Here is a 26,182-nt window from a genome sequence, read left to right on the forward strand (position 1 = left end):
ACCTGCAGTGGCGCATCGCTCAATATCTGTAAATCCTTAGATTGTGGTCCTGCCGCGGCTGTTTTACCGGATAGTACCAAGGGCATGCCTAAATTGATGTTTCGGCCCGGATGATCGCCTTATTGCTTTGCGGCCATCGGTAAGAATTCCCACATCGCCCATCTCAAACACCTGTACCTGTCCGCGCGACCGACGCTCGTTCTGCGACAGGAAGGCCACTGCGATCTCCCGATTCAGTTGATCGTCGCGCGGATCCTGATTGTTGCGGTCTGGCCGGCGGCTATGGCCCCGTCCTGCACCCGGATCGCGCAATCATCGCCAGCGCAGCCCGGCGCGGGTGTGATCAACTGGCTTTCGGTCTGCCAATTGGCACCCAGAGCCGCAGCTTCAAAGGTCAGGTCCTCGGGCAGCAGATCGGTCAGATCGATATCCTGTGCTGTCGCAGCCCCTTCGTTGACGACGCTGATCAGGTATTCGATACAGGCACCGGGGATCGCTGCAGGCAAGGCGGGCAGGACGGGAGGGGTGGCCGTCAGATCGTCGCAGCCAGAGCCATCCTCGGAAAACACTGCCACGGCTTTCGCAGCCACCAGCACGGCAAGGGCCTGCAAGGTGATTGTGACATCACTGACTGAGACAAGGTCAAACGCATCGGTCACCGTCAAACGGAAGGTGAGATCCTCGCGCGGCCCGTCGAGCGGTTGGGTAGCTGTAAAGCTGGCTTGTGCAGTCTCCGCCCCGGTCAGGGTGACGGGGGTCCCGGCAATCTGTTCCCACCTGTAGCTGCTGATATTCCCGTCAGGATCGGTCGAGCCGGTGCCGTCCAGATTGACCGGCTGCCCCGCCTCGACCACCGTATCGGCACCGGCATCGCCTGTCGGGCCGGTATTGATCACATAGCGCAGGATCACCAAGCCCGACCCGCCCGCGCCGCCGCGCGATTCCAGCCCATTCTCATCAACCCGGCCACCCGCGCCGCCACCGCCAAGGTTGTTCACCCCGTTTTCGCCCGCAGCCTGATTGTTGCGTGACGCGCCACCGCCGCCCTGACCACCCACATTCGGGGCGGCACCATTGCTGATGCGGACATCGCCACCGCCCGCACCGCCGCCAGCATAGACAACCGCAGTCCCGGTGATATCGGACGTCACACCATTGCCGCCACGCCCGGCACGCGCGGTGGAACCGGGCTGTCCGACCTCTGCCGCGCCACCACCGCCACCGCCGGAGGATGTACCAAAGCCGACCGTGCCGCGCGCACCGTCCCGGCCCTGCCCGCTGGTGCCGCTGCCGCCCGCAGCGCTATGTGATCCGCCGCCGCCGGAACCGCCGCTGCGTCCGGACCATTGATTATTGCCAATGTTGTAGGTCCCACCACCACCGCCGCCCTGCGCCGTGATGCCAATCGCGCTGCTCGGCTGGCCATTGTCGCCGCCGGGCACGTTACTGGTGGGCCAGTTGAAGCGCGCATCACCGCTGCCACCGGCACCGATTGTGACGGGAAAAGTCCCCGTCTGTAGCGCTGTATCGCCGGCCCGCACCCCGCCGCCACCGCCGCCGCCGCCGGCAAAAGCACCGCCGCCACCGCCACCACCGACGATCAGATAATCGACCGGACCGTTGCCAACGAAGTTGAACGTCCCGCTGCTGCGAAAGACATGCAGCCGCAGCGTCCGGTTATTCTCCAGATCATTGAATTGCGTCACTTCGTTGCCGCCAGCACCGTAATTCGGCGGATTGTTCGGCGATGACACGCTGATACTGACCTGATCGCGGGATGTTATGCCAAAAGCATCGGTTACCGTCAGTTCAAACACCAGCGTGGCGAAGCCGCTCGCCAGCGCTGCCGGTGTCACGCTGGGCTGGGCGGTCGTGGCATTGGTCAGACCAGCCGTCGGGCCGCTGATCTGGGTCCAGCGATAGGTCGTGATATTGCCTTCAGCATCCGTGGAGCCGGTCCCGTCTAGCGTGACAGCCGTGCCTGCAACCGTCGTCACGTCCGGCCCGGCATTGGCACTGGGCGGGGTATTGGCACGGTAGCGTACGATGACGACCCCGGACCCGCCGTTCCCGCCGTTATGCCCACTAAACGTAGGACCGCCAGTCGCACCGCCGCCGCCGCCGCCAGTACCAGCCTGTCCGCTATTTCCCGAACCGATCGAGGCCGGTGCAGTGCCGCCACCGCCGATGCCGCCGCTGCCGCCGGGCTGGCGATAGCCGCCGCCTGCACCACCGCCGGCATAAAATACCGGTATGCCGGTGATGCTGTTGCTCACCCCCGCACCGCCATTGCCGCCCCGCCCCGATGCATCAGACGCGCCCGCCGCCCCAGCGCCACCGCCGCCGGAGCCGGAATAGTACAAGCTCGGCCCAGGCGCGCCGGGATTGCCCTGACCCGGTCGCCCGGCGCCGCCTGTCGCATACCAGACCCACCGCCCGCCACCGCCGGACCCGCCATCCGCGCCATTATTCTGACCCGCATAGGCGCCGTGGCCACCACCTTGGGCAATGATGCCACCAAACCGGGACTCGCCGCCATTCAGCCCCGGATTACAAAAATTCGACCCACAGAACGCGCCTTGTCCGCCCGCACCGACCGCAACACCATAAGACTCGCCTTGCAGGACACGGCCCTGCGCCGCAATATAGCCGCCTGCGCCGCCACCGCCGCCGCCAGGCTGGTTGCCCGGCGTGATGCCACCCCCGCCACCGCCGCCGCCAACAACAAGATAGTCGAGTGTGATCTCTCGCCGCGCTGTGAATGTCCCGTTGCCGCCAAAACGGTGGACACAATATTGCGCGTTATTGATCGTGATCACGCTGACCGCACCGCCAGTGGCATAGGCGCTTTCACAGGCCGCAGGGGTCGCATAGGCCGGGCTGGACAAGGAAAGCAGCAGCCCAAGCGGGGCAACAACTGCGGTCAGGACTGCCCAGATCCACCTCACCGGAACATCCCCCGCAGGCTGTCGGCATCGAATTTCAGCCGGAACTGCGCGAAAGCGCCCTTGTCGGTGTGGCCAAGGGTAGAGAAATCAGGATCGTCAAAGCCTATAAAGTTGTAACCGACCGACAGCCAGCCATTCTCAAACGGCGTCAGCCCCAGCGATATGCCAAGGCTTTGGCGGGTGCGCCCGCTGCGCGCCGCATAGATCGCGGACCCATGAAACCCGATATCGACCAGCTCGGTCAGGTCGCGGCGATATTCCGCGCCGATCAGGGTCAGCACATCATCCACCGCCCCGGTCCGCAATTCTGCCTGATCATATTTCACGCCCAACCGCAGGTTCAGAAATTCCGTATCGGACAGATATTGCGACCGGTAGAGCGATGAGATCGCGGTCAGGCTGTCCACCTCGCCTTCGTTGCGCTGGCGCAATGCGGCCTGCAGCAAGGTGATCGGATCGCGCGGCCCGGCGCGATGCGCGGCGCTGGCTTCAAGCCGCAGTTCCTGCTTTGCCACTTCGGCCCGGTCGCGGGTCAGGCCCAGAAACGCCTCTGCGCCCGCGCTCCATGTTTCAGAAAGTTCTCCGTCGATACGAAGCCGCAGATTGCCGGTTTCGGACGTGCGGCTGCGTTGTGCCTCGACATCGACGCCAGTGCCCCAGCCTTCAGCCTCATAGCGCAGGCCCGCGCGGACTGTGGCAAAGCTGTCGGCGATATAAGGATTACCGATCGATTGCCCGATCGGCACATCAGCGGCACCCATATCCCATTGCACATCGCTGCCCAAAGTTGCGCTGACCCCCTCACGCAGAGTGTAGGCATGATCAGCGCCGAGGAACAATGCCTGCCCGCCATCCGCATCATTGCCCGCCATCGACAGGGCACCGCGATAGATGCGGCCTTCGCGCGGCGTGTAATCAGCGCCAAGGGTAAAACGGCGCGCCTCGGTATCTGCATTGCGCAGGCTTTCCAGCTCGAAGGTGCTGAACAGGCTCCATTCTTCGGTCAACCCGAAGCCCAGACCAAAGGTCAGCTGATCCGCCGCACGCGCCCCATCCGGGCGCAGCGAGGATTGCAGTTCCGCAGATTTGCTATAGCGCTCATCTTCCGAGATTTCCGTGCCGCGCGTGACCAGCCGGACATCATCGCCGTCGGTCTGACGCAGGCCACGGAAACCGATGGACTGGCTCGTAAAATCGCGCTCTCGGGTCAGCAAAATCTCGCCATCGGCGCGGCGTTGCGCCCCGGCCATGTCATTTTCGGCCAAGAGCCCGCCTTCGACCAGCCAGCGGTTGAGCGTGTCACCCCGCGTTGCCGAAAGCTGATGGCGAAAGGTCAGCCCGGCGATGGTGGTGTCGATGTCACGGCGGTCAGCGCTGAGCGCGACATTGCCGGTCTGGCGGCGCAGATAGGCCGCGAATTGCGTGGTGTCGCGTTCAAATTCGGCACGTATTTCGCTGCGCAGGCCGGTATCGGTGAAGGTCGCGAAATTGCGCCGTGCCACCAGCACGTCCGCGCTAAAGGATAATGCATCGGTTGCCTGATAGGTCACATCGATCCCGCCCAGCGTGACCGAAACATCCTGCCCATCCACACGGCGCGCATAGACGCCTGTCGCGCCCATGCGCAGCCGCGCGCTGATTTCGCGTTCGGCGCGGATACCCGCGATCAGAGCGTTGCGCAGATCGGCATCGGCCTCATAATCAATCACCAGCACGTTGCGGTCCAGATCGGCGGTAAAGGCCGGGATCGGGCGGCGTAGGAAAAACTGGCCGGTCGTATAGCTGACAACGTAATCCACCCCCGCGACCAGCGTGCGGCTGCTCAGTTCTTCAGAGGCATCAAAGCGCGACACGGTGACCAGCCGGATCGTCTGCGAATTGGGGATCACATCAGCTTGGGACAGCGCATAAGGCCCGATTGTGCCGTTGAGCGGAATACGATCCTCGACCAGCCGGTTGCTGCCTTGCGCGGCAAAGGCCATGACGCGGAAACGCTCATCCTCGAATACCGCGCGCGCGCCGGTGACGTTCTGATTGATCGTCACGCCGCCGTCATTCAGATCGGTGTTGAAATCGCCGACCAGATATTCCGCGCCTTCCTTGCGCAGCCGCAGATACAAGGGAAAGCGGCTTTGCGTGGCATTGCCTTGCACTGATCTGTCGCCATAGACGATATAATCAGCATCCGGATCGATGCCATAGAATTCATCGCCGTCCTGCGCGCTGTCATAGCGCAGGGTCAGCAGCCATTCGCCGCGAATGACACCTTCGGCGAACAGCGACACACGGCCTGACAAAGCATTGCCGATCTCGCCTTCGCGGCGCATATGGGCACGGACCTGATCATGGGCCAGCGTGCCTTCGGCCAGACCAACCAGCACCCAAGGGCGGTTGGCCGCCGAAATCGGCACCGACAGCGTCAGATCGTGATCGGTCGAGGGGATCCGTAGCCGCGCAGTGCCGCCTTCCAGCACCGGGGCCAGAGTCAGGGCCACCGTGCCATCCTGCCCGATTGTCTCGGTGATCCGGCTTTGGCCGCCACGGCTTGATCCGGGTTGCGACCGGCGCGCGGGGTCGGAAGGGCTGAAGCCAAAAGGCGCGTCGATCATCACCGTCACCTGCGTGCCGGGGCGGATCGGGATGCCGTCGCTGTCGGTCAGCCGCAACGTGATCTGCGGATGGCTGCGCCCGTCGCTTTCCAACACGCTGGCGGAACGGATCAACGCCATCTGCGCCGGACGCAGACCGTAAAGCACATCGCGGTTGTCGCGGCGCAGGACCTGCCCGTCGGCTCCGGTGATCACCAGCGACAGAGCATTGCGGCCCGCCTCAATCCGCACCGCGCGATAGCGGATCATTTCCCATTTCCCATCGGATGACCGGATCGCCGGTTCGCGGCGGATCGCTGGCACTTCTTCATCATTGACCGTCAGATCAGATGTCGCACCGACCGGGCGCAGATAGACCAGATCAATCGCTGTAGACCGCGGCATGAAACCATCGGCAGGGGCCAGAAACCCGGCACCGTGGCTGGCACCATTGGCATCCAGCCAGTCGCGGTCAAACCGGACCAGCGGCGATGACTCTGGCGTGGCAGCCGGGATTGCGTCAGGTGCCGGTGCTGTAGCGGCTTCAGCCACCTCCGGAATATCGTCAAATGCGAGGTAGAATTCGACACGGCCCATCATGCCGGGGCGCAATGCGACGAATTGTGAAATCGCGCTGCCCGCGCTGCGGGTCCCGGCGTAGCACAAGACCGGGCGGGTGCCTGTGGGCAAAGTGGTGACATCCATCTGCACAACGCGCGGGCGGCGATAGATATCGCGGAAGGTAAAGCGGCCGTCGCTGTCCGTCATGGCGAATTCGCCGTTTTCCAGCAGGACGCGGATACCTGACAGATCGTAGTCAGTCTCTGCCATCCCGCAGCCACCGGCGCTGATCTGACCCAGGATCGCAACCTGATCGAGGCCCAAAGCATCACGGATGCGCAGGTCATGTTCGTCCTCTGCCCGGCGCAGCCCATCTGTGGCGAGCGTGCTGGTTGATCGCAGAACCTGACCGGCCCGCGCGGGCGCTGTGATCTGCGCACCATAAGTGATGGTCGTCACTTCACCGGCATTCTGGGCCGGGACATTATAGGTCAGCCTGCGCCCATTGTCGGTGACTTGCGGCACGACGGGCGCGCCATTGACCAGCATCGTGCCGGGCAGGAAGACGACAGCATCGGGCAGGACATCCTCAACCGTGATGGCAACGGCGTCATCCACGGTGACCGTCACGGCATATTCGATGAATTCACCAATCGCGGCCTCGCTCTGTGACGCGCTGCGGGTGATCATCGTCATTGCCAGCGGGTCCATCGGAATATCCAGCCGCAAATCCATGCCGGGCACGACCGCGAAAGGTTCCAGCAAGGACCCTGTGCGCAGCACGAAAGGTGCACCCGGGACGTCCTGCAACGCATCCGCGCCCCGCCTGCTGGGCGCGATATAGCCATAGTCATCGGAAGGCGTGACGACGATCCGGTAGGTCCCGGGCATGACAAAAGGAAAGCGATAAGCACCGGGTTCCATCTGATAACGGCGGCCCGATGCATCGGTGACTTGACCGCCAGTGACCAGCGTCGACGGATAACGCGCGACCATGTCATCGCCCAGCACCACGGCAGGCTGGCCCGTGGCAGTATCGATCAATGTGATCTCGATACCTGACACAGGCGCGCCGGTCCGGCTGTCGAAGATGACACCGGATGGATCAATCGGCCCGACCATCACCGCGATTGCAAGGTCATTGATCGCGTTGGTCGCATCTTCATATTTTGCCGTGATCATGGATAAAGGCGCAGTCGACAATTGCCCGTCGCCCGGCGCTGACTGGGTCGCGGTATTGAGCCAGCCGGAAAACACGCCGGTATCGGGTCCGGTTTCGTAGAAACGCAATTCTTCGCGGTCGCCGGTCACGGAATCCGTCACAACGACAACGGCCGTATCTATCTGTGCCGGGTCACGGTTCAGACCGGAATCCTCTAGCGTGAAGAACAAAGGCACACCCAGCCGGATCCGCTCGGCCCGGACCACGGGCAAAGGGGCGGTACGGTCAATCGGGTTGGGATTGCCGGTCAGGGCAGAGCTGTCTACCGGTTCCGGCATCGGCACAAATGGGTTGCGGCGGTAATCAGCAGCGGCAAAGGTGATCAGCTGTGGCGCGAGCGCGGACGTGCCTTGGTCTCGCTCCCATGCCGTCAGAACCCCATCAGATGGCGGGCGCGCCACGACGAACCGCGCCTGCGGCGTCAGTATCTGGACATTTTCCATGCCCTCCATCTGCCAGGTGACCTGTGCGGTATTGACCACTTCGGTCCCGGGGACAGTCTGGGCAAGCGCCATCGCCGCACCGCAACCCAAAGCAAGGGCGGCTGCGCCAAACAGGCTCAGTGCAGACGACAGACGGGGGTGCATTGAAAAATCCGAACACAACAGGAACTTAAAAATGACGATGGGCGCGCAGCATCACAGCCGCGCACCCGCGTTCGGCTTTATTCAGTCAACGATGGCGCGGATGGTGAAGGATGCATCTTCATCAGCTGGAAGATTTGCCAGCGTTGCCGTGATCGTGCCGCCGGATTCTGTCACTGTTGTGAAGTCGCCAACGGTGACACCTGCATAGCTGATTTCATCAGGCAGTTCATCGGTGATGACGATATCAGTCGCAGCAGTGCCACTGTCGGAGTTGTTTGTCACCGTGATCGTGTATTGGATGCAAGCACCGGGGATCGCGGCAAGAGGTGATGACGGAACAGCTCCACCGGTCGCACAAGCGAATGTGGTGCCCGGCAGACCTTCATGTAGAACGACGGCTGTTTTGGTCGCGGCGATAACCGGGGCCGTCAAAAGGATCCGCGTTTCATCGGAATCCGACCCATTGAACGCGGCATTGATCTGGTTACCTGTCCGCGTTGACAATGATGCAGCATCAGCAAAGACCGTGTTTACCCCGGCCAGACCTTGGTTGCGATCTTGTACGACGGGCGTATTTGAATTTGCGTTCGTGGCCAAGGCTGTGACAACAAAGTCAGCGAATTGCGCATCGGCGGCATCAATCGGCACATTGGCCACAACGAGCACGTAATAGTCATCACCCGCCGCGATATCACCGGCGTTCAGTGAGGTATCGACGTTGTAAACGACACCGTCATCGACCGAGGTGGTATCGCTGATCATCACATAATAGCTGCCCTCAGCATCCGTTACTGTCGGGCTATAGGTCAGATCATCTGCGCCCACAGACCCATCCGTCGCAACATCAACGATCAGGCCCTGCGTATCGTTGCCGTTGTTTTCGACCAGAAACGAAAGAACGACCGTCTCCTGCCCCGGAACGACGGAAACGGACCCGTTATCCGCATCCGCAGTGACAAGCACGTCGATCTTGCGGTCAACGCGGAATGCGACACTTGCGGCATCGTCCTGTGTCACAGTCGGCGTGTCGGCGCCGCTGTTATATGTCAGATCGATGCTGTTGGTGACCAGAACGTTGGGCGCGGTCTGTGCAAAGGCAGCACCGCTCAGTGAAAGGGTCAGTGCCGCGCCAAAGGCGACGGACTGGATAGATTGGCGAAACATGATTTAGTCCTCGGGTGAATGAAAGTCGCGGAAGTCAGCGAAGTGTGATGAGATAGGTGACGTTGAACTGTTCGGTCGGGGCCAGTTCCGGCAGCGTCAGCTGCAGGCTGCGCAAGGTTTCCAGATCGGCGGTCATAACTTCTTCGCCGTCGATCTGTTCGAAAACGGGACGAAAAACATCTGGCGTTTCTGCATCAGCCCAGGCGATCTCCAGCCCGTCCGGGCCGGTAAAGCTGAACGGATCCAGTTCCACTTCGGCGGCAACCTGCGCGCCAAGCTGGACATCTGTTGCGGGTTCTTCTGTCGGGTTATCCAAAGTGATCACGTAAAGCACCTGATCACCCGGTGTGACCACGCTTTCGGCAAGCGGCACACGGATCATGACCGGGTCGCCATTGTCATCAAAAACAGGCTCACCTTCCTCGGACACTTCCTGTGCGAGGGTAAACCCTTCCAAGGTGACCTGTACGGCAGCGGGCACGTCTTCGGCGGCGGTGGCCGGTTCAGGGGCGGCGCCATCTTGCGCAATGCTGGTGGCAGGAGCCAGCGCCAGCGCCAGTATAAGGCCAGTGATCCGCCCAGCATGCCCTAAAAGGGCAGCAAAATGCGTTTTGGCGGCGGCTTGAAGCCACCGCAAGAATACTCTGTTAATCATTATTAAACTCTCGCGTTTGTGTTGACACTCCTACCGTAAAACCGTCACTGTTGCTATCGCTGAAACATTTCGCACCTTGCGCCGGGGATGATTGTGTGCATTGCGTAACAGCGACAATTTGTCGCACATTTTTCATTTTTTTGTTGTCTGCCGGGATCTTTGCAGGCACAGTTGCAAACGTTTACGCACAGCCTACCCTGCGTTTCGAGGCAAATGACGTTGCGTTCTTAAACCTGATGGGTGACCTGGAAGGGTCGCGCGGGTTCGGCACAATCACTGACTTTGCCCCGCTTCTACCCGAATCAGTCCTGACCGACATGACCTTGGCCGAGGTGCTCGATTATCAGCGTCAAATCCGCAGCTTGGGTACGGTATCCTCAGCAGTGGGGCGGTATCAGTTCATCTATCCGACTTTGCTCGCGCTGGTTGAAGAGCGCAACATCACCGATAGCCTGATCTTTGATTCTGAGGTGCAGACCTATCTGGCCCGGTTCCTGATGCATGATTGCGGGTTCTATGACGCTGACACCGATCTGCTGGCGCTTGGCAATTGCCTTGCCTCTGTCTGGGCCGCCTTGCCGCTGGTCAGCGGGCCGCAGCGCGGGCAATCGGCCTATGCAGGCGACGGGGTCAATCGTGCCTTCGTGACGCCGGATGTCGTGTTGGAGGTCTTGCGGAGAAGATTTGACTGGTGACCACGTTGTGAAGATCAGCTTCATGACTTGTTAATTTTTCAGCAAGGACAGCGCAGGCATTTGCGGCTAAATTCCAGTCGTGCCGGAGCGAGGAGATCTGCCGGCGCTGGAGGACACCAATGACACAAACACTCACCGCACTGCGCGGTTCCAACGTTTCGTTGGAGCGCCGGGCTTGGAACATCCGCCGCAAGGCCTTGCTGATGGGCGAAGTTCAGGGCCAGGGCTATATTGGCCAAGCGCTCGGCATCGCCGATGTGCTGGCCACATCCTATTTTCACGCCATGACCTATCGCGCCGATGAACCCGAATGGGACGGCCGCGACCGGTTCCTTTTGTCCATCGGCCATTATGCGATCGCGCTTTACGCGGTGCTGATGGAGGCAGGTATCCTGCCCGAGGATGAGCTGGAAACCTATGGCATGGATGACAGCCGCATGCCGATGTCAGGCATGGCATCATACACACCGGGGATGGAAATCACCGGCGGGTCGCTGGGGCAGGGGCTGGGGATCGGCGTCGGCATGGCGCTTGGGCTCAAGCGCAAAAAATCAGACGCCTTCATCTATAACCTGATGTCGGACGGCGAATTGGGCGAAGGCTCGACTTGGGAAGCAGCGATGTCAGCGGCGCATCACAAGCTCGACAATCTGATCTGTCTGGTGGATTTCAACGACCAGCAGGCCGATGACAAATCCAATGCGGTGATGAGCGCCGAACCGGTGGGCGATAAATTCGCCGCCTTCGGCTGGCATGTGCAGCGCGTCAACGGCAACGATTTGGCGGCGGTTGTTGCGGCTTTTGATGCCGCCCGCAACCTGACTGCCCCCAAACCGCGCGCGATCATTTTTGACACGACGATGTGCAAAGGTGTGCCTTTCCTTGAAAGCCGCGAGATCACGCATTTCGTGCGCGTCGAAGCTGATGAATGGGGCAAGGCCCTTGCCGTTCTGGATGAAGGAAAGCCGCAATGACCATCGCCTCGATGAAGCGCAAATATGAACCGCGTCCGGTTCCAAAGGAAAAGGTCGCAACCACCGCAATGATCGCGTCACTGGCTGCAGAAGGCTATGAGACAGTCTCGGCCCCCTTTGGCCATGCTTTGGTCGAAGCCGCGCGCAAGGATGACAAGATCGTCGGCCTGTCCGCCGATCTGGCCAAATACACCGATCTGCATATTTTCGCCAAGGAAATGCCGGACCGTTTCTATCAGATGGGCATGGCCGAACAATTGTTGATGTCGGCGGCGGCGGGTCTTGCCCGCGAAGGGTTCAACCCCTTTGCCACGACCTATGCTGTCTTTGCCTCGCGCCGGGCCTATGATTTCATCGCCATGGCGATCGCCGAGGAAAACCTGCCGGTCAAGATCATCTGCGCCCTGCCCGGCCTGACAACCGGCTATGGCCCCAGCCATCAGGCGACCGAGGATCTGGCGATTTTCCGGGGCCTGCCGAACATGACGATCATCGATCCCTGCGATGCAGATGACATCATGGGCATGGTGCCGCAGCTGGCAGCCCATGATGGCCCGGTCTATTCCCGCCTGCCGCGTGGCAAGGTGCCGCGCGTTCTGACCCGCCACAAGCCCGATTACAAATTCGAACTTGGCCGCGCCCAGATGATCCGCGAGGGCAAGGATGTGCTGGTGATCTCGACCGGGTTCATGACCATGCGCTCGCTTGATGCGGCGGAAAAGCTGGCGGCAGACAATGTCGATGTGGCCGTGTTGCATGTGCCGACGATCAAACCGCTGGATGTCGCCACGATCCTTGCCGAGGCGGGCAAAGGCGGGCGGCTGGTCGTGACGGCCGAAAACCACACCATCGTCGGTGGGCTGGGCGAGGCTGTGGCGCGGACGCTGCTGACCAACGGGGTCACCCCGACATTCCGCATGATCGGTCTGCCGGATGCATTTCTGGAAGCAGGCGGTCTGCCGACCTTGCACGATATGTATGGTCTGTCGGTCCACAAAGTGGCGGCACAGATCAAAGGCTGGCTCTGAGACGCCTGCCCAGACCAAGATTCAACCAATTTTAAGGGAGGACGGGGACCATGGGGTTACTCGACGGAAAATTTGCAGTCATCACCGGGGCGGCGTCGCCGCGCGGTCTGGGCAAAGCGACAGCGCAGCTTTTCGCTGAACACGGCGCGAAGGTCGCGATCCTTGATCTGGATCTGGATCAGGCCAAGGCCGCTGCCGCCGATCTGGGCGAAGGCCATGTCGGCATTGCCTGCAATGTCACCGACAAAGCCGCCTGTGATGCAGCGATGGCCGAACTGATCGGCCTTTGGGGCAAGGTGGATATTCTGGTCAATAATGCCGGGATCACCCAACCGCTGAAGATCATGGATATCAAAGGCGAAAACTACGATGCCGTGCTCGACGTCAACCTGCGCGGCACGCTCTACATGAGTCAGGCTGTTATCCCGACTATGCGCGACCACACATCCGGCAGTATCGTCAACCTCAGCTCGGTTTCGGCCCAGCGTGGCGGTGGGATCTTTGGCGGCCCGCATTATTCAGCGGCCAAGGCAGGCGTGCTGGGCCTGACCAAGGCGATGGCCCGCGAACTGGCCCCGGCCAATGTGCGCGTCAATGCGATCTGCCCCGGGTTCATCGCGACCGATATCACCGCCGGGAAACTGACACCGGAAATGAACGCGACAATTCTGGCCGGCATCCCGATGGGCCGCGCGGGCGATGCATCGGATGTGGCCGGCTGTGCCTTGTTCCTCGCCTCCGCACTTTCGGCATATTGTACGGGTACAGAGGTCGATGTGAACGGCGGTTCCTTGATCCATTAAACCACCTTGCCGCAATGGGAGGACCCTGCGGCAAGCCCACCATCACCACGATAAATTCGAGGAGGAGACCCGAATGAAATTCCTGATTATTGGCCTGATGGCCACGACAACCATCGCAGGTGCCGCGCAGGCGGATCAGATCATCTTTGCGCATGGCGCCAACCCCGGCAACCCACGCTATGAAGCGGCAGAGATGTTCGCGAACCTTGTCGCCGCATGCACGGCAGGCGACACCACCGTCAATGTCGCGGGCTCCGCGACGATGGGCGATGATGTGGAAATGCTGACCTCGACCATCGCGGGGGTCATTAACATCACCGCAAACAGCCAAGGTGCGATGTCTCAGATCGTCCCCGAAATCGCGACGATCGGTCTGCCCTTCCTGTTCTCTGATCTTGGGACTGCCTTTGAAGTGCTGGACGGCGATGTCGGCGCGCTGCTTGATGAACGCGCGCAGAACTCAGGTCTCAAGATTCTGGGCTTCTGGGACAATGGCATCCGCCATGTCAGCCATACGACCAAACATGTGCCGACACCTGCGGATGTCGCGGGCATGCAGATCCGCACACCGCCTGATCAGATGACGATCACGATCTTTACCGCACTTGGGGCCGCCCCCGCGCCGCTGGCGTTTTCGGAATTGCCCACCGCGCTGCAATCGGGTGTGTTCGACGGGCAGGAAAACCCGTTGACCAATATCTACACCTCCAAGATCCACGAAATCACCCCCTTCATCACGCTGACTGGCCATAAATATGAAACCACGCCGGTTGTGGCTGGCCTTGGCTGGTGGTCGGGTCTGGATGAGGCCACGCAGACCTGCCTGACCGATGCGACGGCAGAGGCGGGCGCATTCCAGCGCGGCATTTCGCTGGAACAGAACGAAAGCCTGCGCGCGACGATGGAAGCCGAAGGTGCAACCTTCGCCGAGATTGACCGCGAGGCTTATATTGCGGCCACTGCTGCGGTTTACGAACAATATGCATCGCAATTCCCCGAACTCGTCGAGGCGCTGCGCCAAGCGGCGGATGAGTGATGCGCCCGGATACAACGCCGGAACATGACGGAAACGGGGGGTGGCAACGCCCCCTCATCCGGCTGACGGGCTGGATCGAGAAACTGCTTGATCTGTCAGGACGCGTTATCGCGGTGAGTTGCCTTGCCGCCATGTTTGTCGCGCTGCTGCTCAACGTGATTTTGCGCTATATTTTCGGGTCTGGCATCGCCTGGGCCTATGAAATCCATGCGCTGCTTTTGCCATGGCTTGTCGCGGGGGGCATCGTCGTCGCCGCCGCGCAAAAGCGCAATATCGCAATCACACTGCTGCCTGAACTGGCGGGACCGCAGGCTCGCCGGATCATCCTGATCGCGATTGAGGTCGCTATCGTGGTGATTTCCATCAGCGTCGTCTGGTCAAGCCAGCCGATCCTGAAAGCGGCACAATTCCAGACGCTTTCGACACTCGGGATCACACAGATCTGGGGCTATTCCAGCCTGATCTTCGCTTTCTCTGCCATGGCAGTGATCGCCATCGTCAATATCGCAAGGCTCTTGGTTGGCGGGGTCGCTTATAATCCCACTCCCGGCAGTGCGAGCCTCAGCTAGAAAGGATGCGAAGATGACACCCGCCATGATCTGGATTTTTCTTGGCCTGCTCGCCCTTGCGGTGCCGGTCGCCTATGCGATGCTGGGCGGCGTGGCCGCGGCTTTGTGGCTGGAAGGACGGCCCATGGCCGTGATTGCACAGCGGCTTTATACCCCGACGCAAAGCTTTCCCATGCTGGCGATCCCGTTTTTCATCTGGGCAGGCAGCCTGATGATGTCCGGGCGCTTTGGGGTTTACCTCGTGAACATTGCACGCCTGCTGGTCGGGCGGATGAAAGGCGGCCTTGGTCAGGTCTCCATCATTGGTTCGGTGATGTTCGGCGGTGTCTCGGGCTCTGCGGTGGCGGATGCTTCGGCGCTGGGGAATGCGCTGATCCCGGTGCAGATCAAGCAAGGCTATCCGGCCGGATTTGCAGCGGCGATCAATGCGGCCTCCTCGACCGTGTCGGTGCTGATCCCGCCGTCCATCCCGCTGATCCTGTTCGGCCTTGTGTCCAATGTGTCGATCATCGATCTGTTCATTGCGGGTATATTGCCCGGTGTCATGCTGGGCGGGGGTATGTTTGCCACCGTCTGGTGGGTCGCACGCCGCCAGAATCTGCCGCGCTCCCCGCTGGAAGGTGGGTTCCGTGCCTTCAGACCGCAGATTGTCGCCGCCATTCCCGCCCTGCTGATGCCTGTTTTCATCATCGGCACCCTGCGTTTCGGTGTCGCGACCCCGACCGAGGTCAGCGTGATGGCCGTGGCCTATGCGCTGATCGTCAGCGGGCTGATCTACCGCGATCTGACCCTGCGCAATCTGTGGTCCTCGGCGGTGGAAACGGTGATGATGACCGGGGCCGTCATGCTGATCATCATGGCCTCGTCCACAATCCAGTGGATCCTGACGGCAGAGGCCGTGCCACAGACACTGACCACCTGGCTGACCGCGACCTTGTCCGAACCCTGGATGGTGATCCTTGCGCTGAATGTCGTGATGCTGATCATCGGCGCATTTCTTGATCTGCCTGCAGCGGTGCTGTTGCTCGGTCCGATCTTTGTGACCATCGGTCAGGCCATCGGGCTGGATCCCGTGCAACTGGGGCTGATGATGGTCGTCAACCTGTCGATCGGGCTTTACACCCCGCCGGTCGGCACGACGCTGTTCATCTCTGCCGCCATCGCAAGAGCCGGGATCGGCGAGGTGACCCGCGCCTTGCTGCCATTCTACGCGGTCGCGATCATCGTGTTGTTGCTGATATCCTACGTGCCGGCGCTGACGATCTACTAACGTTCGGTGCTGACTTCCCAGATCGCAGCCATCAGGTCCGAGCTTTCCTCGGGCCTGATATGACATCCGAGCCGGTCCAGACATTGCCTCGCCTCAAGGTCATGGGCCTTGCACACCCCTTCAATCCAGTCAGCAAAGCGGCGCACGATCCGGCGGCTGTGGTGGCGTGGCGGGCAAACGAACCAATAGGCGGGGAATTTCACCACCGGGATCGCCGGGGCAAAGGGCACTAATTCGCCATCTAACAGGTTCGGCAAACACAGCGTCGCGCTTTCGAGCGCGATCCCGCCACCTTGCTTGGCCAGTTCAATCGACATTGATGACCGATCAAACCGGGCCGGATAATCCAGTGCGGGCAGTTCAATCCCATTGCTCGCCAGCCAGACATCCCAGCGATACAGCATCTTGACGCTGTCGATCAGCCGCGCGTTGGCAAGCTGGGTTGCGATATCATCCGCACCTGCCCGCAGCATCGCGGCATAGGACGGGCTGCACACCGGCAGCACCAGATCATCCAACAGGCAATCCGCATGCAGGCCCGGCCAGCTTCCCAGCCCATAGCGGATATCGAAATCGACCGCTTCAGTTTCAAAGGACGTGAAATCGGGCGTGGCATCGACCCTGATCCGCCATTCGGGGTTTTCGACCAGAAAGCCCGACAGTTTCGGCCCGAGCCAACGCACCCCGAAACTGGGACTGACCCGCAGCGCCAGATCGCGGGTTTCACGCTGGCGAGTGATCGCACTTCTGGCATTGCGGATCGCGCGGAAGGCTTGGTTCGTCGTATGGTAAAGCCGGTCACCATCCAGCGTCAGCACCAGCCGTTGCTTTTCCCGCCGGAACAGCCGGACGCCAAATTGTGTCTCAAGCTGGCGCAATTGCTGGCTGACGGCAGAGGGTGACACACCAAGCTCTGCCGCGGCTTTCGTGACCGAGGTCAGCCGCGCCACAGCCTCGAAATATTCCATGGATTTAAGATTGATGTCCCGCATTTTTCAGCAGCTTGCCAACCTATCTTTCGTTCAGCGCGGCCAGATTGACGCCGGGGAACATATCGAGCGCTTGTTCCACCTGCGCGCGCTCCAGCATGGAGATCAGAGAGACGGCGGCCTTATTCACCAGCACAAGCCGCTCTTTTGTCTGGAGCGGAAAGAAGGGCCGGGCGTCGCAAAGCATGTCGATCACACGCTGCTCCTGCCGGACATAAACGACGCCCAGCAAATCTGCTGTCTCTCCCATGATGCTGACCCGCACCGGAAGGCCGTATTTCGGGATGCGATCCAACTGGCCACTCCTTCTCAACTGATTGGCTGCAAGATGGCGATAGCTACGTTGCCGGGCGGCACCATGACACAATGTCGCGGCTTCACGCAGGGGTGTCAACGGCAGAGCTTTGATGGACAGGTCTAAGCAGCGACCATCTGGGCACGTCCATTCGCTTTTGCCCGGTAAAGTGCTTCATCTGTTTTCTCGATCCAGCCTTCCTTGGTCTGAATCTCATCCGCGATTGATGTGTAGCCAATGCTGGCGCTGATTTTTATATCTGGGATATCCGGCAATGATATTTTGGATATTTCTGTGTGAATGCGCGCAAGAATCGTACGTGCGGTGACCGGTGTCACGCCGCGAAGCAGTATTCCGAACTCATCGCCACCCAGACGACCAATAAGATCATCTGACCGCAGATTGTCCGAGCATGCAGTCGCAAATGCCTGAAGGATTCTGTCCCCGACCGGATGGCCATAGCCGTCATTCGCGTCTTTGAACCTGTCGACATCCAGAATAGCCAGAGTCGCGCAGACACCTTTCTGGTGATAGGCTTTGATGACGCCATCAATCTGGTCGAGAAAGGCACCGCGCGACATCGTATGCGTGAGATGGTCCAGGTTTGCGGACTGCCGCAGTTCCAGCTGTGACACAACAAGATCGCCGAAGCTTGCGAGGATAGAGGCTTCATCCGCCGAGAAGTCCCTAGGGTCTGTTCCGATCACACATAAAGATCCGATATTCTGACCATCAGAGGTTTTCAGTGGCGTGCCCATATAGCACTTCACGCCTGCATCGGTGACAAAAGGATTGTCTGCGAAACGTTCATCCGCTTTCGCATCGGGCACAACCATCACCGCATCATTGCGAATGGTGTAATCACAAAATGCGACGTCTCTTGGTGTTTCGCTCGCTTCAAGACCGCGACTTGCCTTGAACCACTGGCGATCCGTGTCGATGAAGCTGATGGCCGCCATCGGCACCTTAAACGTCGACTGGACCAAGGATATGATATTCTCAAACTCTGTTTCAGGCGCCGTGTCCAGGATATTGTACCGACGCAGAGCACTGATCCGTGTCGCTTCATCAATGTTTGACATCATGCTCTCCTGAAGAATCTCGTTGCTCAAAAAATCACTTGCTGACCTTCATACCCCGTCCGAGTTCCTTCTGATAGATATCAAGAAGATGATCGGCGTGATGATCAAGAAAACCGGCGTCTCAGTTCGACGCGCAACGGGCTTTCGCCGTCAAGCAGGCGGTTTACATAGTCTGCTGTGATCAACTCATTCTCGTTCGCCGCAAGCCTCCAAGGGATTTCACGTTTACCCGTCGATCCGAGATTCTGGGTTGGCCAGCAAGTGGTTCATGTCGGACATGGCTTTGAGGAACAAGTCGTCGGATGCGCATGTATTTATGGCAAGTCGCACTGCATTTGGCGCATTACAATGCGGCAAGGCAAATTCATCGGCGGGCTTGATCAGAATATCACGTTTTTCGCAGGCCATGGCAAAGCCGGATGCGCGCCATCCCTGCGGCATGTTCAGGTAGACGAAAGGTGCATCTTCTCGCCAGCGCAAATCCCAGGCACCCAGTGCGTTGACGGCCAGTCGTGCCCGGATTGCAGTCTCTGCAACAACACGGTCGCGGATTTCAGACGCGGCCCCGCTGGTGATCAACGCGTGGCACAAATCCAGAATGGGTTGCGCCACCCCATAGAACGAGCTTTGCGCGACTTGCCTTAGTTCCTTCTCGCGCCCAACGGGGGCTATGGCATAGCCAAACCGCAATGCCCCGCTGACCGATTTCGTCAGTGACGAAACAAGATAGCTCTGGTCGGGCAGTATGGATCGATAGCTGGGAATGTCGCTTTGAGCTGTCGTATGGCAATCATCTTCGATGATTGTGATGTCCAACTGACGTGCGATTTGCGCTATTTCCTGTTTGCGCGCCAGGCTGGTACGGATTGTGGTCGGGCTATGCACTTCGGCCGAAGTCAACAGAATGCGACCCCCATGATCACGGCAGGCCTGCCTGAAAAATTCCGGCAGAATACCCTCATCATCCATCGGCAGGCCGACGGTCTGTGCGCGCAGCAAGCGTGCAGCATGACGCGCGCCGGGATAGCCAAGCTCCTCTGTCATGATGATCGGGTTCTGACCGCTCAGTTCGGCCTGAAGGGCCAGGATGCAACAATTTTGTGCGCCATTTCCCAAGACGACATTCTCGGGCCCGACCCCGCCCGATCGCTCTTGGTCAATCCAGGAAACGACGGCCATACGTGCTTCGAGGTCGGTTTCCGCAGTCGGATAGTTGATGTGACGCCGCCGGTGGCTTTCGCCCAGCTTGATCAGGGCCGCATCTATGATCTGACCCTGTCCAACATCAGGCACACGGCTGCTTCTGAAATCTGCAACCGCATCAACGGGCAAATTCACCAGAGGGGTTGCCCCCTCGGTACGAGCCACGCGTCCGGCAGCAACGAAGGTGCCGCGGCCCACCTCTGCCCGAAGACGCCCCTCTTCGGTCAGCAGCGTATAGGCCCGCGCGACAGTGCCCGGCGTCACCTTCACGCGAAAGGCAAGATCGCGTACGGGCGGTAATTTCGTTCCGGGCGCAAGATGACCCATCGCGATACCTTCGCGAATGGCTTGTGCCAAGGCCTTGTATTTGGATTTCCCGGAAACCGGCAGCTCAGGATGCCAAATTGTATCGGGCACAATCATTTTCTGTCCTTCGCCGGCACACTTTTGTATTCATCGATTGTACTAATTTTTCATATTGTGTCAATACAATATAAGGGATGCCCCATGTCACCATCGCCTCACGCAGCACAACTTGCGCATCTCAACGACCAAGCGCACCTTCCGTCAGTGGCGCATCTCTTGATCACCACGGCAATCATAGTGACAAAGTGGGACCGGTACCGGCGCACGCGCAAAGCCTTGAATCGTCTTGAACAGCATCTTCTGGCGGATGTCGGCCTCAGCCGGGATGCCGCCTACAAAGAAGCGAGAAAGCCCTTCTGGAAAGACTAAAGGGTTCTGTGCCAGTTTGGTTGCCTTGGACTTAGTCTTGCGGCGCAAATCACCTGACGAGATGGAACAGCGGTCTGTCACCCTGTATCATAGCAGATGTAGCTTAATTCGCTGGCAGTGATTGTCGTGTCATAGTAAACTTACTGTATTCTGATATGGCGCTGCCGCCATCTGCACGGCGATTTCGGTGACCATTTCAATGGCCAATGTATCCGGGCTTTCCAGCCAGCTGGCGCAGAACGACAAGGGCGGCATGGCAAGGTCGGTTGTGATCAGTTCAAGTTTGCCATCTTGCAGCTCCACCTCGACAAGCTCGTGCGGGATTACGGCGATTCCGATGCCTTCGATAGCAAGGTGGACAACTGTCGCCATCGATGCGCTGGCATGCAATTTGATGGGCGGCAGATAGGGCCGGTTGAACAGCGATTTAACCTGTTCATAGGGTTGGGTCTTGCGGGCGAAGGTGATCAGAGGAAAAGTAGCCAGATCTCCCACACTGGCAGGGTTGGGAACTTTCAGCGCCGGGCTTGCGATAAAATTCACCTGATATTCGCACAAAAGCCGGTTGCGCAGCAGCGGCGCGGATAATGGCCCCAGCAGAAAGGCGATATCAATTTCCTGCGCCAACAGACGCGCGCGCAAGGAGGGGGAAATATCTACTTCGATCTCGATCGTCAGATTGGGATAGATCCGATGCACTTCTTTGATAAAACTCGGCAGCCACGTATGGACAATGGTTTCGGCGACGCCCAGCCGGATCACACCGCGCACCGCCTCGGTATCGCGCAGGCTGGCGAGCATCTCGGCCCGCATGGCAAGAATCTTTTCGGCATAGACCAACAATTGCCGTCCCCGCAAAGTTGGCGTTACCTTGCGGCTTTCACGGTTCAGCAGCTTGGCACCTACCTCTTCTTCCAGCTGGGCGATGCGGTGAGAAATGGCGGGTTGGGTAGCGTTCAGCTTTTGCGCTGCACCCCGAAAACTGCCAAGGGCGGCGACCCATGAAAATGTCTCTAGCCCTTTGAAATCTACCATAGGTGCAATCCGATACTGAAAGTCCAAGCCGCAGCGGGCACCCTGCGGCGTGTCATGTCAAGCCCGCTGCGCCCGCCGCATCAGCAACAGCGTGATCAGAACCGACATGCTCAGGGCGAGGATAAAAGAGGGAAGCGCGGCCATCTGCCCCATCAACAGCGCAAGGCACAGGCAAAACCCCGCAAGGCTGTAAAGCCCGTTCAGCCCGGCATAGGCGGTCTGGCCCGCAAAATGCCCGCCGTGATCCAGATGCAGCGATATGCCGATCACGGTAAAGCCGATGGGAAAGGCCATGATAGCCCCGGAAAAGGCAGGCCCTATTGCAGTGGCCCCTAAGGTAACCATGCCCACAAGCAGCCCTGCCAGTAACCCGCGCAGAACCAACAGCCGCCATTTTGTACCGCTGACTTGTGCTGTTTGGCCGACCGCCCATTGCTGCCCAATCTTGCGTGCTATGATCGTGACGGCGATGAAAAGTCCCGCGCCGATGACGGGATGATGCGGCATTATGCTGAGAGGCAGAGCCAGAAGCGCCCAGATCGCCGCAGCGCCTCCGACAGAAAAAGCCGGGCCTGAACTGCGGGAAATGGCAAAAAAGACCAGCAGGAAAATCTGCGTCGCCGCGAGAGAGAATAGCGCCCCGGCTGCCGCCTGCGCGACAAAATCAGACGAATGATCCAGCAGCATAAAGCCAAAACCCGGCGCAAGCACGATCGGCAATCCCACGACAATGCCACCCACTTTCGGCCCCATGCGTGCAGCGATCCATGATATCGCCACCACGACAAAACCCGTCCCCGCCACACGGGCAAGGAAAGCCGCCCAGATCAACGTCCCAGTCAAGATTGCAGCAACGCTTCGATCCGTTCTGCGGCATCCAGCACCTGCCAGTCATGTCCGGCAGGCGCAAAGATCATCAGACCGGTGGCCAACCTTTGCGCTTGCTGCATTGGCACTGTCGCCGCGCAGCCATCCAGAAAATTCACAGCCGACGGGTTACGCAGCATCAAGGCGTTGAGCCGGTCAAAATCCGCCTCAACCTCCGCAATCAATGGCGCAATTGTGGGAAGGGTCGGCACGATCAACGCGTCATAGTCCTGCGCAAGGCTCTCAAAGGCGGCAATCGCCCGCGCGCGTTGCGCCAGTTTGTCGGCGTAGTCCGTAGGTGCAAAACTCTCCGCCGCCATGATCCGGCGCAGCACTCGTGGATCGCCCTTGGTGCGCAGGTCGGCCAGGTGATGGGCATGGATATCATGCGCCTCGGTCGCGACGATGATCCGGTTGGCATCGCCGAAACCATCGAGTTCGGGCAATGCAACCTCGGATACCTCATGACCATCAGCGCGCAAGGCGGCCAACGCTGCCTCAAAATCCGTCGCGACCCGCGCGTCCAACCCTTGCATCAAAGGACCTTGCAGGACGGCGAATTTCAGCGGGCCGGTCGTGGCCGCGGGCGCAGAGGTGCCCGACAGAACCGCGTGCACCGCCGCACAGGTCGCGATCCGCAAGGCGAGCGGTCCGATACTGTCAAAGGATTGCGACAGCGGAAACGCCCCATCTAGCGGCACAGCGGCTTGCGTCGGCTTGAACCCCGCCAGCCCGTTCAGCGCCGCCGGGATACGCACCGACCCGCCCGTATCGGTGCCCAAGGCGACATCGGCAAGGCCAAGCGCCACCGTCAACGCACCGCCCGAAGTCGACCCGCCCGATATGCGCGTCGCGTCGCGCGCATTGCCGGGGTTGCCGGTATGCGGATTCAGACCCACTCCGGAATAGGCAAATTCCGACATGGCCGTGCGCCCGCAAGGCACCATCCCCGCCACCTTGAGCCGCGCAACCGCAACCGCATCAGATTTTGCGGGTGCAGCTTTGCGCAGAACCTGCGATCCGGCGGCGGTCACCTGCCCTGCTTCATCGAATAGGTCTTTGACCGAAACCATCAGCCCCGCCAAAGCGCCGCTGCGGCGAACAGCATCCTGATCAAGCGCCTGCGCCGCTGCCATGATCTGCGAGGCGTCAAACTGCGTGTAGATTTCCGACATGACCGCAGCAGGCATATCCATCGCCCGGTCGATAACATGGCGCGCGCGATCCTCGGCACGATAGGTGATGCGACCGCAGGGCGATGTCAGGGGGGATCGGGTCATGGGATATCCTCAGGCGATAACAGGCAGGCTGACCATCTTGTAGCTGTGTTCGATGCGACGGCCCAGACGGTCATCAATCATTTCCATCCGGAATTCCGCCGCGGGGCGCACCCCGCCTGACAACACGGCAAAGGTGCCACACATCATCGCCGTGCCGGGCGCGAGGCGCGTGCTGCCTTTGGCCACAGGCGATGCGGCCACCAGATCGGCCAGAGGGCGTATACCAGCCAAGGTCCCATCCTGATAGGCGATCCAATCGCCACCTTCACGGATAAAAGAAAGGATGCGGATATCGTCCAGATGCCCGGCCACGTCGTCATAATCCCACAAGACAGGGGCCATCGGTTTCGGGCAGATCTGTTTGGAATGTGCGACGGAATAGGCTTCCAGCTTGCGATCCGTGTGATCGGACCCCAGCCCGAGATAAAGCCTGTTGCCGTCATCAATCAGCATCGGTTCAGCCTCACCCGATGATGTGTCATCAAGGCATTGGATTTCCGCCGCCGTGGTGAACATCAGGTCCGACACGCGGTAAAACAGCGGTACACTCGATGGTGCAGGCACGCCGATTTCAGCAAGTTCCGCGATATGATGCGCCACTGCATCGGCGTTGCGTCCAGTCCAGCCAGCGATTACGCCATTGGTGATCTCGATCTCCAGCGGCCCATGGCCAGCCCGTTCAAAGGCGATAGGTTTGCCCATCAGATATCCTCCCGTTTCATTTAAATTGATGCCCGCGTCAGGACGGCGCGAAGAGTAAGGCAATTGTCGGGAAGGCGATTAACAGACCCACCATCAACAGCATTACGAATACGAACGGTATCGCACCGATCATCACATCGCTCAGCCGCCCTTCCTTGCGCGCGCCTTGCACGACGTAAAGGTTCAGGCCCACTGGCGGTGTGATCAGCGCCATCTCGATCAACACGATCAGCAGGATGCCGAACCAGACCTTGTCAAAGCCCAGACCAATGACGATCGGCACGACAATCGGGATTGTCGCGATCATCAGCGCCAGCGTTTCGATAAAAAAACCAAGCACGATATACATCAGCACGATGATCATCAGCATGCCGTAGGGGCCAAGACCGAAGCTTTCCAGAAATCCCGACAGCGCACGGTTCAAGCCCGTCGCCCCCAGTGCAAAGTTCAGGAAATAGGCGCCGACGATCACGAACATCACCATCGATGTCGTGCGGATCGTGCCAAGCAAGGCGGCACGCATATTCTCGACCGTGACGGCACCGTAAAAGGCCGCGATACACAGCGCCATGACAACGCCGATGGCCGCAGCCTCGGTCGGGGTGGCCCAGCCGGTATAGATCGACCCGATGATGACGGCGAAAACCAAAAGCACGGGGATCAGATGCTGCAATCCGTTCAGCCGTTCGGCCCAGGTAAAGCTGCGGCTTGGTCCGCCCCAGGCCGGTTTGATCGTGCAAATGATCGCGGTGATGATCATGAATCCCAGCGCCATCAACAGCCCCGGCACGATCCCCGCCATGAAGAGTTGCGGCACCGAGGTCTGGGTCAGAAAACCATAGACGATCAGGTTGATCGAGGGTGGCAACAAAATTCCCAGCGCCCCACCCGCCGCAATCGCGCCTGCGAACAGCCGCTGATCATAGCCTTGCTTGCGGGCTTGCGGCATGGCCACCGTCGCCACTGTTGCGGCTGTCGCGACAGACGATCCGGATGTGGCGGAAAACATCGTGGCCGTGGCGATATTGGCATGGACCAACCCGCCCGGCAGCCATGAAAACCATGTGTCCAGCGTAGCATAGGTGCGTTCGGCGATCCCGGCGCGCACAAGGATTTCACCCAGCAGGACGAACAGTGGAATGGCGATCAGCAGGAAACTGTCGGAGGACGAATAGACCATCTGCCCCAGCCCGCGCATCAGCGGCATTGGTGAAAAGAACTGATCAAGCCCAAAGCCAAGGATGAACAGCGCAGCACCAACCGGCACAGACAGGGCAAGCAGCACAGCAAGCCCGATTGAGACATACCAGATCATTGAATTTCTCCTGTCTCCACCGGAATTGCGGCGATATCTTCGACCAGTTCAAACCGGCGCAAGGCTGTCAGAAAGACGCTTACCGCCAGCAACAGGCCAGAGGTGATCACCATCCAGGCCCAGCCGCCAAACCAGACGACCTGTGGCATCCAGAGCGGCACCCCCAGCGTCGTATTCGACCGCGAACCGCGCGTCAGTGACGTGTCCAACACGCCATAGGCGTAAACTGCGACCATCACCGCGACCAATAGAACGCTGGCCAGCGCGATGATATCCAGCGCAGCCCGGCCCGCAGCGGGCAGACGGGCATGCAACAGGTCAATGCGCACATGCGCCCGTTCCATGAGCGCATAGGAAAAGCCCCATGTCGCAATCGCGGCCATCACATAGCCGGATAGTTCATCCGCACCGCCGATGCGCAGGGCTGGGAACTGCCGCCCCAGCACCTCGGTCATGATCAATGCGACCGCCAGCAGCAGCACGATGCCGCAAAGCAGGGCAATCCATCGGTTGGCCGTTCGCAGCAGATGCACCACCTGCATCGCTTGTCCGGCCAGTTTATCCGCATGCGTCATTGCC

At 60.0% G+C, this 26,182-nt stretch carries 22 protein-coding genes; 8 read left to right on the top strand and 14 right to left on the bottom strand.

The genetic code is table 11. From position 1 onward, the window contains the following. Window positions 1–233: 233 nt before the first annotated feature. From VOY09_RS16775 to VOY09_RS16790, 4 genes are all read right to left on the bottom strand, one after another. Window positions 234–2,948, bottom strand: coding sequence for a glycine-rich domain-containing protein (locus VOY09_RS16775; RefSeq protein WP_322895605.1), 2,715 nt, complete (start codon window positions 2,946–2,948; stop codon window positions 234–236). Beyond that, window positions 2,945–7,906, bottom strand: a complete 4,962-nt coding sequence (locus tag VOY09_RS16780; RefSeq protein WP_322895603.1) for a hypothetical protein — start codon at window positions 7,904–7,906, stop codon at window positions 2,945–2,947. Before VOY09_RS16780 ends, VOY09_RS16775 begins: the two co-directional genes overlap by 4 nt. 81 nt (window positions 7,907–7,987) lie before the next feature. After that, window positions 7,988–9,070: a hypothetical protein gene (locus VOY09_RS16785; protein WP_322895601.1), complete on the bottom strand. Its 1,083-nt coding sequence runs from the start codon at window positions 9,068–9,070 to the stop codon at window positions 7,988–7,990. A 34-nt stretch (window positions 9,071–9,104) separates the two neighbouring features. Then, on the bottom strand, window positions 9,105–9,707 hold the full coding sequence (locus tag VOY09_RS16790) for a hypothetical protein (RefSeq protein ID WP_322895599.1): 603 nt from the start codon (window positions 9,705–9,707) through the stop codon (window positions 9,105–9,107). A gap of 254 nt (window positions 9,708–9,961) precedes the next feature. Between VOY09_RS16790 and VOY09_RS16795 the strand changes: the two genes are divergently transcribed. The 7 genes from VOY09_RS16795 to VOY09_RS16825 all read left to right on the top strand — a co-directional run bounded on the left by VOY09_RS16795 (window position 9,962) and on the right by VOY09_RS16825 (window position 16,100). Beyond that, window positions 9,962–10,420 carry a hypothetical protein gene (locus VOY09_RS16795; protein ID WP_322895597.1) on the top strand — a complete coding sequence of 153 codons (459 nt, stop codon included), beginning with the start codon at window positions 9,962–9,964 and terminating at the stop codon, window positions 10,418–10,420. Window positions 10,421–10,539: 119 nt separating this feature from the next. Continuing rightward, entirely contained in the window at window positions 10,540–11,394 is an 855-nt protein-coding gene (locus tag VOY09_RS16800) for a transketolase (protein WP_322895595.1), read from the top strand. Beyond that, window positions 11,391–12,422: a transketolase family protein gene (locus tag VOY09_RS16805; protein WP_322895593.1), complete on the top strand. Its 1,032-nt coding sequence runs from the start codon at window positions 11,391–11,393 to the stop codon at window positions 12,420–12,422. The genes VOY09_RS16800 and VOY09_RS16805 overlap by 4 nt, the downstream gene beginning before the upstream one ends. 50 nt (window positions 12,423–12,472) lie before the next feature. Further along, on the top strand, window positions 12,473–13,225 hold the full coding sequence (locus tag VOY09_RS16810) for an SDR family NAD(P)-dependent oxidoreductase (RefSeq protein WP_322895591.1): 753 nt from the start codon (window positions 12,473–12,475) through the stop codon (window positions 13,223–13,225). Window positions 13,226–13,298: 73 nt separating this feature from the next. Beyond that, window positions 13,299–14,261, top strand: coding sequence for a TRAP transporter substrate-binding protein (locus tag VOY09_RS16815; protein ID WP_322895589.1), 963 nt, complete (start codon window positions 13,299–13,301; stop codon window positions 14,259–14,261). Then, window positions 14,261–14,830 carry a TRAP transporter small permease gene (locus VOY09_RS16820; RefSeq protein WP_322895587.1) on the top strand — a complete coding sequence of 190 codons (570 nt, stop codon included), beginning with the start codon at window positions 14,261–14,263 and terminating at the stop codon, window positions 14,828–14,830. Before VOY09_RS16815 ends, VOY09_RS16820 begins: the two co-directional genes overlap by 1 nt. A gap of 13 nt (window positions 14,831–14,843) precedes the next feature. Continuing rightward, on the top strand, window positions 14,844–16,100 hold the full coding sequence (locus VOY09_RS16825) for a TRAP transporter large permease subunit (RefSeq protein WP_322895585.1): 1,257 nt from the start codon (window positions 14,844–14,846) through the stop codon (window positions 16,098–16,100). Here VOY09_RS16825 and VOY09_RS16830 read toward each other — a convergent pair. From VOY09_RS16830 to VOY09_RS16845, 4 genes are all read right to left on the bottom strand, one after another. Further along, a complete protein-coding gene (locus tag VOY09_RS16830) occupies window positions 16,097–17,092 on the bottom strand; it encodes a LysR family transcriptional regulator (protein ID WP_322895583.1) in 996 nt (331 codons plus the stop codon). The genes VOY09_RS16825 and VOY09_RS16830 overlap by 4 nt on opposite strands. Before the next feature lie 19 nt (window positions 17,093–17,111). After that, entirely contained in the window at window positions 17,112–17,384 is a 273-nt protein-coding gene (locus tag VOY09_RS16835; RefSeq protein ID WP_322895581.1) for a hypothetical protein, read from the bottom strand. A gap of 122 nt (window positions 17,385–17,506) precedes the next feature. Next, window positions 17,507–18,466, bottom strand: coding sequence for a sensor domain-containing diguanylate cyclase (locus VOY09_RS16840; protein ID WP_322895579.1), 960 nt, complete (start codon window positions 18,464–18,466; stop codon window positions 17,507–17,509). Window positions 18,467–18,691: 225 nt separating this feature from the next. Continuing rightward, window positions 18,692–20,092: a PLP-dependent aminotransferase family protein gene (locus tag VOY09_RS16845; protein WP_322895577.1), complete on the bottom strand. Its 1,401-nt coding sequence runs from the start codon at window positions 20,090–20,092 to the stop codon at window positions 18,692–18,694. 84 nt (window positions 20,093–20,176) lie between these two features. On the opposite strand from VOY09_RS16845, the gene VOY09_RS16850 reads away from it, so the two are divergent. Further along, on the top strand, window positions 20,177–20,404 hold the full coding sequence (locus VOY09_RS16850; protein ID WP_322895575.1) for a DUF1127 domain-containing protein: 228 nt from the start codon (window positions 20,177–20,179) through the stop codon (window positions 20,402–20,404). Window positions 20,405–20,533: 129 nt separating this feature from the next. Here the strand turns inward: VOY09_RS16850 and VOY09_RS16855 are convergent, their stop codons facing one another. From VOY09_RS16855 to VOY09_RS16880, 6 genes are read right to left on the bottom strand one after another with little or no spacing between them, the layout of a single operon-like run. Continuing rightward, on the bottom strand, window positions 20,534–21,439 hold the full coding sequence (locus tag VOY09_RS16855; protein ID WP_322895574.1) for a LysR family transcriptional regulator: 906 nt from the start codon (window positions 21,437–21,439) through the stop codon (window positions 20,534–20,536). A 57-nt stretch (window positions 21,440–21,496) separates the two neighbouring features. Further along, window positions 21,497–22,282, bottom strand: a complete 786-nt coding sequence (locus tag VOY09_RS16860) for a hypothetical protein (protein WP_322895572.1) — start codon at window positions 22,280–22,282, stop codon at window positions 21,497–21,499. Beyond that, window positions 22,279–23,586: an amidase family protein gene (locus VOY09_RS16865; protein ID WP_322895570.1), complete on the bottom strand. Its 1,308-nt coding sequence runs from the start codon at window positions 23,584–23,586 to the stop codon at window positions 22,279–22,281. The genes VOY09_RS16860 and VOY09_RS16865 overlap by 4 nt, the downstream gene beginning before the upstream one ends. A gap of 9 nt (window positions 23,587–23,595) precedes the next feature. Further along, window positions 23,596–24,288, bottom strand: coding sequence for a DUF2848 domain-containing protein (locus VOY09_RS16870; protein ID WP_322895569.1), 693 nt, complete (start codon window positions 24,286–24,288; stop codon window positions 23,596–23,598). Between the two features lie 37 nt (window positions 24,289–24,325). Beyond that, window positions 24,326–25,603: a TRAP transporter large permease gene (locus tag VOY09_RS16875; protein ID WP_322895568.1), complete on the bottom strand. Its 1,278-nt coding sequence runs from the start codon at window positions 25,601–25,603 to the stop codon at window positions 24,326–24,328. After that, window positions 25,600–26,178, bottom strand: a complete 579-nt coding sequence (locus VOY09_RS16880; protein WP_322895567.1) for a TRAP transporter small permease — start codon at window positions 26,176–26,178, stop codon at window positions 25,600–25,602. Before VOY09_RS16880 ends, VOY09_RS16875 begins: the two co-directional genes overlap by 4 nt. Window positions 26,179–26,182: the final 4 nt, after the last annotated feature.

Source organism: Yoonia sp. 67-2 (assembly GCF_035117555.1).
Lineage (GTDB): Bacteria > Pseudomonadota > Alphaproteobacteria > Rhodobacterales > Rhodobacteraceae > Yoonia.

Bases quoted from the DNA above. Each gene is read 5' to 3' on its own strand.
- VOY09_RS16840 (WP_322895579.1), bottom strand. From the start codon at position 18,466: ATGTCAAACATTGATGAAGCGACACGGATCAGTGCTCTGCGTCGGTAC.
- VOY09_RS16825 (WP_322895585.1), top strand. From the start codon at position 14,844: ATGACACCCGCCATGATCTGGATTTTTCTTGGCCTGCTCGCCCTTGCG.
- VOY09_RS16880 (WP_322895567.1), bottom strand. From the start codon at position 26,178: ATGACGCATGCGGATAAACTGGCCGGACAAGCGATGCAGGTGGTGCAT.
- VOY09_RS16810 (WP_322895591.1), top strand. From the start codon at position 12,473: ATGGGGTTACTCGACGGAAAATTTGCAGTCATCACCGGGGCGGCGTCG.
- VOY09_RS16865 (WP_322895570.1), bottom strand. From the start codon at position 23,586: ATGACCCGATCCCCCCTGACATCGCCCTGCGGTCGCATCACCTATCGT.
- VOY09_RS16850 (WP_322895575.1), top strand. From the start codon at position 20,177: ATGTCACCATCGCCTCACGCAGCACAACTTGCGCATCTCAACGACCAA.
- VOY09_RS16800 (WP_322895595.1), top strand. From the start codon at position 10,540: ATGACACAAACACTCACCGCACTGCGCGGTTCCAACGTTTCGTTGGAG.
- VOY09_RS16845 (WP_322895577.1), bottom strand. From the start codon at position 20,092: ATGATTGTGCCCGATACAATTTGGCATCCTGAGCTGCCGGTTTCCGGG.
- VOY09_RS16820 (WP_322895587.1), top strand. From the start codon at position 14,261: ATGCGCCCGGATACAACGCCGGAACATGACGGAAACGGGGGGTGGCAA.
- VOY09_RS16855 (WP_322895574.1), bottom strand. From the start codon at position 21,439: ATGGTAGATTTCAAAGGGCTAGAGACATTTTCATGGGTCGCCGCCCTT.
- VOY09_RS16815 (WP_322895589.1), top strand. From the start codon at position 13,299: ATGAAATTCCTGATTATTGGCCTGATGGCCACGACAACCATCGCAGGT.
- VOY09_RS16780 (WP_322895603.1), bottom strand. From the start codon at position 7,906: ATGCACCCCCGTCTGTCGTCTGCACTGAGCCTGTTTGGCGCAGCCGCC.
- VOY09_RS16785 (WP_322895601.1), bottom strand. From the start codon at position 9,070: ATGTTTCGCCAATCTATCCAGTCCGTCGCCTTTGGCGCGGCACTGACC.
- VOY09_RS16875 (WP_322895568.1), bottom strand. From the start codon at position 25,603: ATGATCTGGTATGTCTCAATCGGGCTTGCTGTGCTGCTTGCCCTGTCT.
- VOY09_RS16830 (WP_322895583.1), bottom strand. From the start codon at position 17,092: ATGCGGGACATCAATCTTAAATCCATGGAATATTTCGAGGCTGTGGCG.
- VOY09_RS16870 (WP_322895569.1), bottom strand. From the start codon at position 24,288: ATGGGCAAACCTATCGCCTTTGAACGGGCTGGCCATGGGCCGCTGGAG.
- VOY09_RS16805 (WP_322895593.1), top strand. From the start codon at position 11,391: ATGACCATCGCCTCGATGAAGCGCAAATATGAACCGCGTCCGGTTCCA.
- VOY09_RS16795 (WP_322895597.1), top strand. From the start codon at position 9,962: ATGGGTGACCTGGAAGGGTCGCGCGGGTTCGGCACAATCACTGACTTT.